The sequence below is a fragment of the Lentibacillus jeotgali genome (assembly GCF_000224785.1).
GTDB lineage: Bacteria > Bacillota > Bacilli > Bacillales > Amphibacillaceae > Lentibacillus > Lentibacillus jeotgali.
This window is the reverse complement of record NZ_AGAV01000007.1, coordinates 173,484-186,432: the sequence shown is the minus strand read 5'-3', so window position 1 is coordinate 186,432 and position 12,949 is coordinate 173,484. Positions and strand designations below refer to the sequence as shown.

Here is a 12,949-nt window from a genome sequence, read left to right as displayed (position 1 = left end):
TAATCAGAGAGGTGAACATATGCAAAGAAAAATTCGGGGACCGGTGATTGTATCTCTATTGCTTGTTGCAGCCGGCATAATTATTTTGACTGTTATGTATAATACATGGCAAGCAAATCCCGTTGCGGTAAACAATCCCGCCATTAACAAGGTAAAATCAAATACCGGCAGCCTTGACCTAAAATCAATCATTCATAACGCGGAAAAAAGTGTTGTCCAGATAGAAGGTCAAAATGAGCAAAGCACGATCACAGGGTCCGGATTTTTATTTAATGAGAAAGGCGACATAATTACAAACGCTCACGTTGTGAAAAATGCTGACGTTATTAATGTTCGGACAGCCAATGGCCACATTTATCCAGCGGCGATCGTCGGAACAGGGGAAGATACCGATATTGCCGTTATCCGTGTACAGCAGTTGGCCAACCAAAATGCCTTGAATATCGAGACGGAAACAAAAGCTGAAATTGGAGATGAGGTTATCGCTCTTGGTAGTCCTCACGGTTTTCAAAACACAGTGACCCTTGGGATTATTTCAGGAACAGAACGAAATTTTTCAGTCGACGGTTTCAATTATGAAAATGTCTACCAAATTTCAGCGCAAATAACCCATGGCAACAGCGGCGGTCCCTTGATTAACCGTGAAACCGGCAATGTTATCGGCATTAATTCAGTGGGAACAAATGATGGAACAATCGGTTTTAGTATCCCGGCAAGTGAAATTTATGAACAAGTGACAACTTGGTCAAATGAGGCACAACATGACGAGCTGGTATATAAAAATGCCGATGATATTAATTCCCCCGACAGCCCAGATCAGCTGATCGAGGATGCTGAGTATGTGGCAGATTACTTTTTTGAAAATATCAGCATCAGAGATTATGTCGGTGCCTATACTTTGTTGGGAAGCTCTATGCAGTCGTCCCGGTCCTATTCAGAGTTTCGTGAAGGCTATATCCATTTCATGAACCTTGAATATTCCGGTCTTTCAAGTACCGTTACAGATGACAACCAGGTTAAAACGACAGTTACGGTCACTGCGGAAACAAAACCACCGGATAAAGAAAAAACAAAGGGAGTAGAAATCACTTATGAACTGACTATTGGACACGAGAATGACCAGTTAAAAATCCTTGGCATCAAGAAATCAAACAACAATTGAATGATACCGGAGGCTGGGACATAACTAAAACAACCAACTCTAAAGTCGAACAATATACTGCTTTAGCGTAGGAAATATACGAGACTCCTGCGGGAGAAATCACTAACCATATTTTCTATTTAGTTCGGATTTCTCTTGCATAAAAGCACTTTTGTCCCGATTCCTCCGGTTTATCAACTTGATAGTATTCTTTCCTTAATGGGATCTTTAGCCAATGATCATTTTCTCTTTTGGATAATGGTACTTCCCGGTCTTTTTATTATCCTTGAAAATAAGCAAGAAGGTAATAATCCCTACTCTTCCAATAAACATCAAAAACATAAGAACGATTTTACTAATATTTGAAAGGTTATCAGTTATGCCAAGAGATAAGCCCACCGTTCCAAACGCCGAAGTTGCTTCAAACAGGATTTCGGTCAGGTCAAATGGTTCCACAACGGAAATAATAATCATTGCGGCAAATACAAATATAAAACCCATTAATGTCACCATGACAGCTTTTAAGAGATCCTCCTCATACACTTCACGGTTAAACAACCGAATATTCCCCTTACCTCTTGCATAGGTAATGATGAATATGACAACCAGTGCGAAGGTGGTAGTCCGGATACCCCCGCCGGCACTGCTGGGCGAAGCTCCGATGAACATAAGCACTGACATGAATAAGTGATTCGGCTCGGACAGTTGACTGACATCCATTGTGCTCAACCCGCCGCTTCGTGTTGTAACCGATTGAAACAAGGAATAAAACAATATGTCATGCCAGGATTTCCCTGCAAAAAAGTTGTTTATATCCAGCAGCATAATGAAAATGGCCCCTGTGACAACCAAGGTAAAAAAGGTCAGTGTCGTGACTTTTGTAAACAGTGTAAACCGAAACGTATGGCCTCTATTCTCCTTTCCAAATAAGAATTCTTTGATCTCAACCAAAACCGGATAGCCTATAGCCCCAAAAATAATCAGCAGCATATTGATGAACTGAACGAAGTAATCATCCTTAAACAAAACCAGAGATTGACCGGTAATATCAAAGCCGCCATTTGTCGTCGCACTTATCGCTCCGAAAAACCCCTGGAAATAAGCTTCTTTTGCTGTCGGGAAATATTGCAAAAAATATGTCCCAAGAATCAGGAAGCCAATCAATTCAATAATCAAAACGACCGATAAAATTTCCTTTACCAACCTGACAATCCCTGCGAATGATGTCTGGTTTTGATCTGCCATGATCAAACGACGTTCCTTCAGCCCAATCTTCTTGCCGATAATCATCCAGATAAACGTTCCGACGGCCATCACCCCGACACCGCCTAACTGAAGAATGACAGCAAGTATCGTGATGCCAGTGGTGCTAAAGGTCTCGGCTATTGTCAAAGTGCTTAGGCCGGTAACACTAAGTGCACTGACCGCAGTAAATAATATATCAATGAACGGCGGTTCTGCACCTTCTTGATGAGCTACAGGGAGTGCCAGCAGCGCTGTAGCCGCAATAACTGCTATAAAATAAAACAGGAAAATAAGCTGTACTGGTGATAATTGGTTCATCCAGCGGAAAAAGGAATGCCTCATCATTCAATCCCCCTTGCGCTCACTTTATTATCAGCTGTATTGAAAAACTTAATCACCATTATAGCAGTCAACAGCGTTTAATGCTTCCGATTTGATAATTTTTTAAACGGAGACTTCAAATACTAAAAACATGAACAAAAACAACACATCTGGCAGCATAATTATAGTAAAACGGGAGTCTCTTTATCAGCACCCCGTTTTACTATAATTTAAACAAAGGCTGCTAACAAAAAGATTAAATTTTTGACATAGAATCTATAAACTGCGACGTAAAGGTTGAGTGGAATAACGTCGCTTCGGAAATACACTTCGCTTTCCGTGGGCGGCTGGTGAGCCTCCGCGTGCTGACGCACTGCGGGGTCTCACCTATGCCTTTGCTCCCACAGGAGTCTCCGTGTATTTCCTCCGCTGGTTTGGAGATATTCCACTTCCAATCATGATATTATGATGGTTGATTGGAGCGGAGGGCAGTTGACTCCTGCGGGAAAGCGGGCGGCTGAAGATCCCGCAGGAAGCGGTTTTTGCTTCCGAGGAAGCTGAAGCGTTGCCCGCGGAAAGCAACTGCCCAAAGCGGAAATCACCCTGTCACTATGTCGCATTTTATATCAACTGTACTGGTTTAAAAAACATCAAAATGTAATGAATGGGTCAATATTAGAAAAATTGTTATGGCGAAAGCCCAAGTTGCAATTATGTATCTATACTTACTGCTCAAAAAGCCGGCGCTCACTTAATAGCAGCACGCCGGCTTATTAAAGGCCGATTGACTTGAACTGCCCCATCTTCTAATAAACGGATAAATTCACCTTAAATCTGTTCTTTAAATTTATGCAGCAGCTCTTCTCCCTGATAGCCTTGTTCAATCAGCAACTTTAGCTTTTCTTCGATTATTTCTTTGCTCTGATCGACAATGGTACCGATAAACAGAACATTCATGTGATCGCCAATCACATTAATCCCTGAAATTGATGTAATGAACGTTGCAGGATCGTTACTCTCTTTTGTAATTTTAACCTCAATCATGACTTGCTCGTTATGACTGTGAAGATTTTGAAAAAAATCATATTGTTCTTGCTCAACATATGCTTCGATTATCCAGCTATTTTCCTCATCTTCCCTGTTAATAATCAAACCGTCCAAGAGAGGGATTGATTGCTCCAGCATATCAGCATCTTCATTATCTATGACTTTTAAAGACTTCAGCTTAAATGTTTTCACACAACCACCCCCATTTTATCAATGGACTCGTTCACAAATACTGGAACGACTTTAACCTCCGATATACGACATTTCAATTTTCTTCCTGTTTCGCCGGGTTTCTTCAGTACGTTCTTCTGAATAGCGATCTTTTCGTCTGCCCCACAAACTTGTCAGCTCGTGTTCCAATTCATCATCAGACAGCTCATCCTCGCGCATCCTGCCCCGGACATCAAATCCATCTGATGCAAAAAGACACGTGTAAAGCTTGCCGTCCGCAGACAGCCGGATCCGGGTGCAGGTACCGCAGAACGCGTCAGTCACAGAAGAAATGACACCTATTTCACCTTCGCCATCTTTATAACGGTATCTTGAAGCCACCTCACCGTAATAATTTTCTTCCGCCGGTTCAATCGCCATCTCCTGGTTAATCGTGTTGACAATATCTTTTTTGGAAATGACATGGTTGAAATCCCAGCCATTATGGTTTCCGACATCCATAAATTCGATAAAACGTAGAATAATGTCTTTTCCTTTGAAATAGCGGGCCATCGGTAAAATCTGGCTATCATTCATCCCTTTTTTGACAACCATATTGATCTTTACGCCAAGCCCCGCTTCTTTGGCGGCCTCGATTCCTTTCAAGACAGGGCTGGATCCGACACCTCTATCATTAATTGACTTGAATACGTCATCTTCAATCGCATCGAGACTGACATTGACCCGTTTTAGTCCGGCCGCTTTCAGCTTTTTTGCCATCTTTGAAAGCATAACGGCATTTGTCGTTAGGGCGATATCGTTTATTCCCGGAATGGCTGCCAAATCGGCAATTAATTTATCAAGATTTCTGCGCATCAACGGCTCGCCGCCGGTAATACGGATTTTTTCGACGCCTAGATTTGCAAATACTTTGGCAAGCCGAATGATTTCGTCAAAGCTCAATAATTCTTTTTCCGACAAGAACACATAGTCCTCGCCGAATATTTCTTTCGGCATACAATAGGTGCAGCGGAAGTTACACTTATCGATTACCGATATACGCAGGTCTTTAAGTACTCTTCCGAAGTGGTCCTTTATGGGTGCTGGTTCATTTTGCACATTAACCTCTCCTTTAGCCCTATCTAAATGGCCTTAAAATCACGCTGCCCATGCTGATCGTCAAGCAGCAATATGTCCACTTCATCACCGGCTTCAAAACCGCGGGTCCCACCCGGAAGTATCATCAAACCGGTTGTATGCGCCAGTGAGGTGACAACATTGGATTTATCCGTCCCGGCCAATTTAGCGTGAACCCTGCCATTTTCATATGTTAAATAGCTGCGGACAAATCGGGTGAATGGATTTGGTTTTGGAAAATCATCCGAAAGTGTTGCCTTGATCCTGCGCAGAAAAGCATAATCGCTGTATAAATAATGCTTTAAGAGTGGTCTGACAAACAGCTCAAAGCCAACATAGCATGCGGAAGGATTGCCCGATAGTCCATACAGGATTTTTCCGCCAATTGCCGCAACTGTCGTGACACTTCCCGGACGCATCGCCACCTTGTTGAAAAGAACATCCGCTCCAAGTTCTTCATAAATGGCAGGCATTAAATCGAAATCCCCAACTGATACGCCCCCGGTCGTAATCAGAATATCGACTTCTTCCAATGCCTCTTTTATCATGTTATAGCTGGAATCAAACTCATCTTCAAGCTTTCCAAAATACTTATAGTCTGCGCCGGCTCTGTTTATTTGTGATGCAATCATATAAGCATTGGAATTGCGAATTTTGCCTGGCTGCAGCTCCTCCCCTACATCGAGTAATTCGGTGCCGGTTGCAATCACACCAATCACCGGCTTTTTGGCGACTTTCACCTGACTGTAGCCAAACGTTGCCAGAACCGCTTTGATACCGGGGTTAATCATGGTTCCCTTCTCGATCAGTTTTTCGCCTTCTGATACTTCTGAACCTTCTCCGATGATATTCTGACCCGGCTCCATCGTTCGTTTAATCGACATATAGGAATGATTATCTTCTTCATACGTCTGACATATTTCAAACATGGCAATGCAATCTGCGCCATCAGGAATCTCAGCCCCAGTCATAATGCGTGTGGCTTCTCCTTTATGTAAGCTTTTTTCCGGAACCTGCCCTGCTCCGATATGTTCAACAACTTTAAACGACACCGGATTATGCCGGTTCGCTTCCTGTGTATCCTCTGAACGAAGCGCAAACCCGTCATAGGGTGACTTCGGGAATGGCGGAACAGGGTGCTTGGCCACAATATTCTCTGCCAGTCTTCTATTATCACAATTAGTTATGGAAACATGCTCTGTTTCTCCTGTTAATCGATGCTTCCATACGTGGTTAATCGCTTCTTCAACCGGAATCGGCTTTCGCAACTCTGCCATCTGCCATCAACCTTCCATAAATGTCTGTACCATCAGTTTAACAAAAGTGACAGAAAATTGATATCACCAGACCGGATTGTCACGAGATGTTTAGGAATGAATCTGACCGCACCCGAAAATCGTCATTAAAAAAGCATCCTGCCATGCTGCGGGATGCTTTTCTATTGGAAGGTCAATTCCTCCTGATGCGTGATTTTCTTTTGTTCACCATCAGCAATGAACCGTGTCTCGCAAAATAATGTATAAACGCCTTTTCCCGGTGTATCAAATGTTTTCGGTCCCTGCGGATGATAACTGTTTCCTGTAACCAGGATATTGGAAACAGTTTTTCCGGTATAGTCGTGATTGGGATGGTTAAATGATACTGAAACAAGCGGCGTTTGATGTTTGATTTCAACTGATTCACTACCGACATACTGAATCGCCCTGAACACTCGAAATCCTCCATCTACAGATTCAGTCCGAATATGTAAAATAAAGTCGCCTTCCTGTATCTGAGTTGTTTCATTACCTGTCAATTCTGCATCTGCTCCTCCATTTAACCAATAGAAGGAAGCGGCCGCGATGAGCAACATCACCCCAATAAACACCATATGCCATTTTTTCATACCCCATCTCACCTCATTTATTTATGACGATTTGACCCGTTCAAAAGTTTCATAAAAGTTAATAAAAAGGTAAAAAATAGTAAGCATAATTAAGGGCAATCATTAAAATTATAAATAGTGAAGTGCGTAGGAAAAAACACATCTGAGATTGGTGACACATTTTTTCTATTTACTTTTTGATTATAAGTGAGTTCCCTAACTTAAGGAGGATTAATCACCATGACCGTTTCATCGCAGGTTAAACAGACGATTGCCGGTTTAAAAAGTGCACAAGCGAGCTTTGAACAGTTCGCCCTTCAGACAGAAAACAAACAAGCAAAGCAGCTTTATCAGGATGCAGCTCAGCAGACACAAACCATTTTGCAAACTGTCGAACCGCGTGTACAACAAATAGAGCAGGAAGAACCTCAATACAAAGGATTTTAAATGGACGAGGTTGGCTGAATCAGCCAGCCTCGCCCCCATGGAGACATACAATGAAAACATGGCACATTATGTTGACAGTATTCGCACTGATTTTCCTGATAAGCTGCTCACCAAACGATGATACATCACAGAATAGTCAAGACGTCAACTTCAATAAAATCTCAACCAGCAATCCGATTGATCAGACTGCTGCAAATCGGGCAAAAGAAAAGATAAGCAGACATGAGCCTGTAACCGCTGTTAACGCCGTCAATACAGACAAGAAATTGATTCTTGCCTTTGAAATTAAACACAACAAGCGGCTTCAATTAGTTGATATACGCAAGAAAATGCAAAAAGAAATGGATAAGGAATTTCCCGATCATAAGGTTGAGGTTTCAACTGACAAAAGGCTCGTCTTCGATATCGGTAATCTCGAAGAAAAAATAGCCGGGAAAGACATATCACGCAAGAAATTGAAAAAAGAGGTCGACCGACTCATTAAACTAATGAAAGATAAAACGTAAGAAGGTGTGAAGATGTATGGCAGATAAGAAGAAGAAAAATTTACCGCCAAATGCACAGCGATATCAAGCATTTGCAAAACATCGGGAAGTTAAACGCCCGTTGCTGAAGAACTGTATCAAGGCTTTTCTGATTGGTGGTTTTATTTGTTTTATCGGCCAGATCATTTCCACTGTGCATATATACCTGTTTGGCTTTACTGAGCAAACAGCAGGCAATCCGACAGTTGCCACTCTTATTTTTATTACCATGTTTTTGACCGGTTTTGGTGTATACGACCGGATCGGGCAATTTGCAGGCGCCGGGTCTGCAGTACCTGTAACAGGTTTTGGCAATTCTGTCATTTCAGCGGCGATTGAACACCGTTCAGAAGGATTTATCCTGGGTGTCGGTGGCAATATGTTCAAACTGGCCGGTCCCGTCATCGTATATGGTGTTTTTTCGGCCTTTGTCATTGCTTTAATTAAATCGATTTTGATTCAATGGGGAGGCTTATAATGTTAACTGGACACCGTACCTGGATTTTTAAAAATGAGCCTGTCATTATATCCACCGGAACTGTCGGTGGTCCGTTTGAGGCTAATGGCAATATTCCGGATGCTTTTGATATTTTGCATGGTGATATGTGGCTGAAGCAATCATCCTTCGAAAAAGCACAACGGACACTGATGGAGGAAGCAAGCCAGGTTGCTGTTAAAAACAGCCTCATACAAAAAGAACAAGTGAAATTTTTCATCAGCGGGGATTTGATCAATCAGATTACCCCGAGCAGTTTTGCAGCCAAATCACTTGACATGCCATACTTTGGCTTATTCAGCGCCTGTGCCACATCGATGGAGAGTCTTGCGCTTGCTGCTTTCATTATTAATGGTGATGGGGCTGATTATATCTTAAGCGGGACAGCCAGTCATAACGCCGCAACGGAAAAACAGTTCAGATACCCAACGGAATACGGCGGACAGAAGCCCCCGACAGCCCAATGGACAGTCACAGGAGCAGGATGTGCGTTGGTTGCCAAAAACGGTGAAGGCCCTAGGGTTACATCAGCAACTATTGGAAAAGTTGTCGATATGGGCATTTCAGATCCGTTTAACATGGGTGCTGCCATGGCACCGGCCGCCGTTGATACAATTGAAACCCATCTAAGGGAACGAAATGTTGACCCAACGTATTATGACTTGATCATTACGGGTGATCTCGGGCACATCGGCCGTGAAATTTCAATGGATATGCTGCAGAAGAAAAACATCAATATAACCAGTGACATGTATCAGGACTGTGGTCTGACCGTCTATCGTGAGGGGCAACCGGTTCTGGCTGGCGCAAGCGGTACAGCGAGTTCAGCAGTTGCCGTTTATGGTCATTTTTTAAAGCTGATGAAAGAACAGCAATTAAACCGTATTCTCGTCGTTGCAACCGGTTCACTCCATTCGCCCTTAAGTATACAGCAAAATGATGCCATTCCTTGTATTGCACATGCAGTCTCAATTGAGTCAGGAAGTGATAAACCATGATTTTTCTCTGGGCATTTATTGTCGGCGGTACGATTTGTCTTATCGGGCAAATTCTATTTGACGTATTCAAGCTGAACCCGGGCGTAACACTGACCATTTTTGTGATTGCAGGGGCCATTTTAGATGGTCTGGGCTTGTATGATCCGCTAATTGACTTTGCCGGCGCCGGGGCAACTGTTCCGATAACGAATTTCGGAAATCAGCTTGTGCACGGTGCTATGCAGGAGGCACAGCAGCACGGCATAATCGGTGTGGTCACCGGGATTTTCGAAGTAACAAGCGCCGGTATTTCAGCCGCCATTATTTTTGGTGTCATTGGCGCCATCATTTTTAAACCGAAAGGATAGGATCATTATGACGGTCAGCTCCCAGGTTAAAGGATGCTTTTCCTCCATCAAAAGCGCAGAGGCAACACTTGAAACATTAGCAGCTAAAACAAAGGACAAAGAGGCGGAACAAATCTTTAAAGATGTTCAAAACACGCTAAAAACGGTCCAACTTGACTTGGAAAACCAGGTTCTGTACCTGACAAAAGAAGAACCTCAATATAAAAGCTGAAAAATTTGATCAGGTAGAAACCGATTAACCTAAACAACACAGAAAAGGATGGATACACATGCCAGGCTGGCTAGAAATCGTGATTCGTTCAGTTGTCTTTATAATCGTTTTGTTTGTGATAACGAAAGCACTTGGCAAAAAACAAATGTCCCAACTGGATATTTTTCAATATATTACCGGGATTGTCATCGGCAGCATTGTCGCTATCCATGTGACTGATCATACGACCAATGCTGTACACGGATTTCTGGCACTGGCAGTGTGGTTCCTTATTACGATAGCGATCGAATATACTGCACTGAAGAGCAAACGATTCCGCAACTTAGTCCAGGGTAAAGGCACCGTGTTAATTCAAAACGGAAAAGTTATGGAAGACAACATGAAGAAAGAACGGTTCACGACAGATGATCTGCTTGAAGAATTACGCAATAATAGGGTGTTCAATGCAGCCGATGTTGAGTTTGCCGTTCTGGAATCAACAGGAAAAGTAAACATACTTCCTAAAAAAGAACATCAGCCAATTACACCAAAAATAATCGGGGCGCATGTTGCGCCTGAAAAAGAACCGCAAACAGTCATAATGGACGGACATGCTCTATTGGAGCCTTTGGCAAACGCCTCACTGAACACAAACTGGCTGGAAACTGAGCTGGATAAAATGAATGTCAGTATCGAGAATGTCTTTCTCGGACAGGTCGACAGTGACGGACAACTAACCGTCGATCTATATGATGATAAGCTTACTGTTGCGGAACCAACTGAAAAACCGCTAGTACTTGCCTCGCTGAAAAAATGCCAGGCTGATCTTGAATTATTTGCCCTGGAGACTGAAAATCAGGATTCCAAACTGTTGTACCAAAAAAACAGCAAGCGAATGCAGGAGGCCATCGATAAAATAACGCCGTACTTACAATAAGCTGCGGCGTTTTTATGGTCAGGAACATTTTGTGCTGGTGTTCATGCTATTCTGCTCATGTTTCGCCTCTTCTGTCGATGTCCACCTTTTTTATAATGGGTCCACTTCTTTAAATAGTCAAAAACAGGCTCCCCTACCATTGAGAGCCTGTACACTATTATTATTCAGTGATTTTTAAAGCGACTTTACCGAACTGCTTATTTTCTTTAAGATAGTTCATGGCATCATGCGCTTCTTCAAGTCTATATGTCCGGCCAACCGTTGGATGAATCTGATGCTCGTCAATCAACTCGAGCATGGCACGGAGCTCTTCTTGACTGCCCATAGTAGAACCGATCAGCTTGTACTGCCCATAGAAAAACTTGCGCAGATTCAATTCAATCGTATCTTCTGTCGTCGCCCCGAATGTGACGAGACGCCCGCCTTTTTTCAGTACTTCCAGTGAACGGTTGAAGGTTGCCCGTCCGACACTGTCAATCACGATATCAATCGTTTCCTCTTTAAGTTCCGCTGGCCAGTCGCTGTTCGTATCCAATGCTCTGTCAGCACCAAGTTCCAGCGCCTGATTACGTTTTTCCCCGCTTCTGGAAGTCACGATGACTCGAGCACCAGCCTGTTTGGCAAATTGAATCAAATAGGTTGCCACACCACTGCCGGCGCCGGGTATGAACAACGTTTCACCTGATTGTATGTTCCCCTTTGTAAACAGTGCCCGGTATCCCGTCAATCCGGACAGGGCGAGCACCCCGGCCTCCTCCCAGGATAAATGTGCCGGTTTTTGTTCAATCTGTTCCGCCGGCAGCACAATATATTCAGTGAATGTCCCGTTATCAGGCATGCCCAAAATATCAAATTGTTCAGGCGGTGCTTCACTGTTTTCATACCAGCCTAGCGAAGGGTTTATGATCACTTCGTCCCCGACTGAAAATTCGGAGACTCCTTCTCCTACAGCCTCAATTACACCAGCACCGTCAGAACCAAGGATCAACGCACCGGCATCATTCCCTCTGCGACCGGGTACGGCGACATCTCTGCGATTCAGTCCGGCCGTTCGGATGGACACGGCAACTTGTCCATGATCCGCAAATGGCTCGTTCATGTCTTTCAGTTTCAATTCTCCATATTCATGTACAAATGCTTTCATCTTCTACCCCTCCAAATAATATTTACTGAATGCTTCGAGATGTCTTTTCTCGGTGATATCATGTGGAAACAATGGAACATAAATTTTTTCCTGCTTGACGAATGTTTCCTCGATCATATCTAGATAGTGCTGTTCATGCTCTTTCCGCTTCAGTAAAAATTCGCCTTCAGCTTCGTCAGGCAGCAGTTTGTTTATAATCAATGTTTTCACATGCAGATGGTATTGATCAAGCAGTTTGATCGCTTTTTCTGTTTCCACAATTGGAAGGCGTTCCGGATTGATAACAAAAACAAACCCTGTGATGCTGCCGTCCAACAATATTTCCCTCGCTTTGGAAAACCGATCCTTCCGCACTTTCAAAACCTCATAAATCGGATCGTCAACAGGATCACCATCGTTCAACAACTGGGTATAGTTTTCATTTGTCTTCTGCCTTTTTTTCAACATGCCTTCAATCCAGACACCCATCAGTTCAGGAAGCGACAACAGCCGGATGGTATGCCCTGTTGGTGCTGTGTCAAAAATAATCTTATCATAACGATCGCTTTCTTCCAGTATAATGGAAATAAGTTTATCGAATAAAGCGGCTTCTTCTGCACCCGGTGAGGCTTTAGCGGTATCAAGCTGCCGGTTGACCTCTTCCATCCTGCTGGACTGTACGACGTTTGTTATATTTTCTTTGACCCCTTTAATATACTTTTCCGTTTCGGCGGCCGGATCAATTTCAAGCGCGGCAAGATTATCTGAAATATCTGTTATTTTTCCGCCGATCGATTCATCGAAAATATCCCCCAAATTATGGGCAGGGTCAGTGGAAATTAAAAGCGTCCGGTTACCGTCCCCTGCAGCTTTCCAGGCAATTGCCGCAGCAGAAGTTGACTTCCCGACACCACCTTTGCCCCCAACGAAAATAATTTTTTTGTCTAAAACCTGCATGACAAGACTCCCTTTCTCTCGGCTA

15 protein-coding genes are annotated in these 12,949 nt (G+C 43.3%); 8 read left to right on the top strand and 7 right to left on the bottom strand.

The features are described 5' to 3' along the window. The first annotated feature begins 19 nt into the window (after window positions 1-19). Window positions 20-1,162, top strand: a complete 1,143-nt coding sequence (locus ON01_RS07300) for a S1C family serine protease (RefSeq protein ID WP_010530368.1) — start codon at window positions 20-22, stop codon at window positions 1,160-1,162. Window positions 1,163-1,369: 207 nt separating this feature from the next. Here the strand turns inward: ON01_RS07300 and ON01_RS07295 are convergent, their stop codons facing one another. The 5 genes from ON01_RS07295 to ON01_RS07275 all read right to left on the bottom strand — a co-directional run bounded on the left by ON01_RS07295 (window position 1,370) and on the right by ON01_RS07275 (window position 6,926). Further along, the gene (locus ON01_RS07295; protein WP_010530367.1) at window positions 1,370-2,728 is read right to left on the bottom strand and encodes a TrkH family potassium uptake protein; all 1,359 of its coding nucleotides are present in this window, start codon (window positions 2,726-2,728) and stop codon (window positions 1,370-1,372) included. An 807-nt stretch (window positions 2,729-3,535) separates the two neighbouring features. After that, complete coding sequence (locus tag ON01_RS07290; protein ID WP_010530366.1) at window positions 3,536-3,946, bottom strand: YwpF-like family protein; 411 nt, start codon at window positions 3,944-3,946, stop codon at window positions 3,536-3,538. A gap of 51 nt (window positions 3,947-3,997) precedes the next feature. Next, on the bottom strand, window positions 3,998-5,023 hold the full coding sequence (gene moaA, locus ON01_RS07285; protein WP_010530365.1) for a GTP 3',8-cyclase MoaA: 1,026 nt from the start codon (window positions 5,021-5,023) through the stop codon (window positions 3,998-4,000). 23 nt (window positions 5,024-5,046) lie between these two features. Next, window positions 5,047-6,318, bottom strand: a complete 1,272-nt coding sequence (locus tag ON01_RS07280; protein WP_010530364.1) for a molybdopterin molybdotransferase MoeA — start codon at window positions 6,316-6,318, stop codon at window positions 5,047-5,049. Between the two features lie 161 nt (window positions 6,319-6,479). Beyond that, entirely contained in the window at window positions 6,480-6,926 is a 447-nt protein-coding gene (locus ON01_RS07275; RefSeq protein ID WP_010530363.1) for a hypothetical protein, read from the bottom strand. A 219-nt stretch (window positions 6,927-7,145) separates the two neighbouring features. Between ON01_RS07275 and ON01_RS07270 the strand changes: the two genes are divergently transcribed. The 7 genes from ON01_RS07270 to ON01_RS07240 are packed head-to-tail and all read left to right on the top strand — an operon-like array spanning window position 7,146 to window position 10,844. Then, entirely contained in the window at window positions 7,146-7,352 is a 207-nt protein-coding gene (locus ON01_RS07270) for a DUF1657 domain-containing protein (RefSeq protein WP_010530362.1), read from the top strand. 50 nt (window positions 7,353-7,402) lie between these two features. Continuing rightward, complete coding sequence (locus ON01_RS07265; protein ID WP_010530361.1) at window positions 7,403-7,858, top strand: YhcN/YlaJ family sporulation lipoprotein; 456 nt, start codon at window positions 7,403-7,405, stop codon at window positions 7,856-7,858. Window positions 7,859-7,874: 16 nt separating this feature from the next. Continuing rightward, window positions 7,875-8,354: a stage V sporulation protein AC gene (gene spoVAC / locus ON01_RS07260; protein ID WP_010530360.1), complete on the top strand. Its 480-nt coding sequence runs from the start codon at window positions 7,875-7,877 to the stop codon at window positions 8,352-8,354. Beyond that, entirely contained in the window at window positions 8,354-9,370 is a 1,017-nt protein-coding gene (gene spoVAD, locus ON01_RS07255) for a stage V sporulation protein AD (protein ID WP_010530359.1), read from the top strand. Before spoVAC ends, spoVAD begins: the two co-directional genes overlap by 1 nt. Next, the gene (gene spoVAE, locus ON01_RS07250; protein ID WP_010530358.1) at window positions 9,367-9,717 is read left to right on the top strand and encodes a stage V sporulation protein AE; all 351 of its coding nucleotides are present in this window, start codon (window positions 9,367-9,369) and stop codon (window positions 9,715-9,717) included. Before spoVAD ends, spoVAE begins: the two co-directional genes overlap by 4 nt. 7 nt (window positions 9,718-9,724) lie before the next feature. Then, window positions 9,725-9,928, top strand: coding sequence for a DUF1657 domain-containing protein (locus ON01_RS07245; RefSeq protein ID WP_010530357.1), 204 nt, complete (start codon window positions 9,725-9,727; stop codon window positions 9,926-9,928). A gap of 58 nt (window positions 9,929-9,986) precedes the next feature. Continuing rightward, window positions 9,987-10,844: a DUF421 domain-containing protein gene (locus ON01_RS07240; protein WP_010530356.1), complete on the top strand. Its 858-nt coding sequence runs from the start codon at window positions 9,987-9,989 to the stop codon at window positions 10,842-10,844. Between the two features lie 160 nt (window positions 10,845-11,004). Here the strand turns inward: ON01_RS07240 and ON01_RS07235 are convergent, their stop codons facing one another. Further along, a complete protein-coding gene (locus tag ON01_RS07235; RefSeq protein ID WP_010530355.1) occupies window positions 11,005-11,988 on the bottom strand; it encodes a zinc-binding dehydrogenase in 984 nt (327 codons plus the stop codon). Between the two features lie 3 nt (window positions 11,989-11,991). Further along, on the bottom strand, window positions 11,992-12,924 hold the full coding sequence (locus ON01_RS07230; protein ID WP_010530354.1) for an ArsA family ATPase: 933 nt from the start codon (window positions 12,922-12,924) through the stop codon (window positions 11,992-11,994). Window positions 12,925-12,949 lie beyond the last annotated feature (25 nt).

Coding starts and splice junctions, on each gene's coding strand:
- ON01_RS07300 (WP_010530368.1), top strand. CDS start 20: ATGCAAAGAAAAATTCGGGGACCGGTGATTGTATCTCTATTGCTTGTT.
- ON01_RS07295 (WP_010530367.1), bottom strand. CDS start 2,728: ATGAGGCATTCCTTTTTCCGCTGGATGAACCAATTATCACCAGTACAG.
- ON01_RS07280 (WP_010530364.1), bottom strand. CDS start 6,318: ATGGCAGAGTTGCGAAAGCCGATTCCGGTTGAAGAAGCGATTAACCAC.
- ON01_RS07275 (WP_010530363.1), bottom strand. CDS start 6,926: ATGAAAAAATGGCATATGGTGTTTATTGGGGTGATGTTGCTCATCGCG.
- ON01_RS07270 (WP_010530362.1), top strand. CDS start 7,146: ATGACCGTTTCATCGCAGGTTAAACAGACGATTGCCGGTTTAAAAAGT.
- ON01_RS07265 (WP_010530361.1), top strand. CDS start 7,403: ATGAAAACATGGCACATTATGTTGACAGTATTCGCACTGATTTTCCTG.
- spoVAC (WP_010530360.1), top strand. CDS start 7,875: ATGGCAGATAAGAAGAAGAAAAATTTACCGCCAAATGCACAGCGATAT.
- spoVAD (WP_010530359.1), top strand. CDS start 8,354: ATGTTAACTGGACACCGTACCTGGATTTTTAAAAATGAGCCTGTCATT.
- spoVAE (WP_010530358.1), top strand. CDS start 9,367: ATGATTTTTCTCTGGGCATTTATTGTCGGCGGTACGATTTGTCTTATC.
- ON01_RS07245 (WP_010530357.1), top strand. CDS start 9,725: ATGACGGTCAGCTCCCAGGTTAAAGGATGCTTTTCCTCCATCAAAAGC.
- ON01_RS07240 (WP_010530356.1), top strand. CDS start 9,987: ATGCCAGGCTGGCTAGAAATCGTGATTCGTTCAGTTGTCTTTATAATC.
- ON01_RS07235 (WP_010530355.1), bottom strand. CDS start 11,988: ATGAAAGCATTTGTACATGAATATGGAGAATTGAAACTGAAAGACATG.
- ON01_RS07230 (WP_010530354.1), bottom strand. CDS start 12,924: ATGCAGGTTTTAGACAAAAAAATTATTTTCGTTGGGGGCAAAGGTGGT.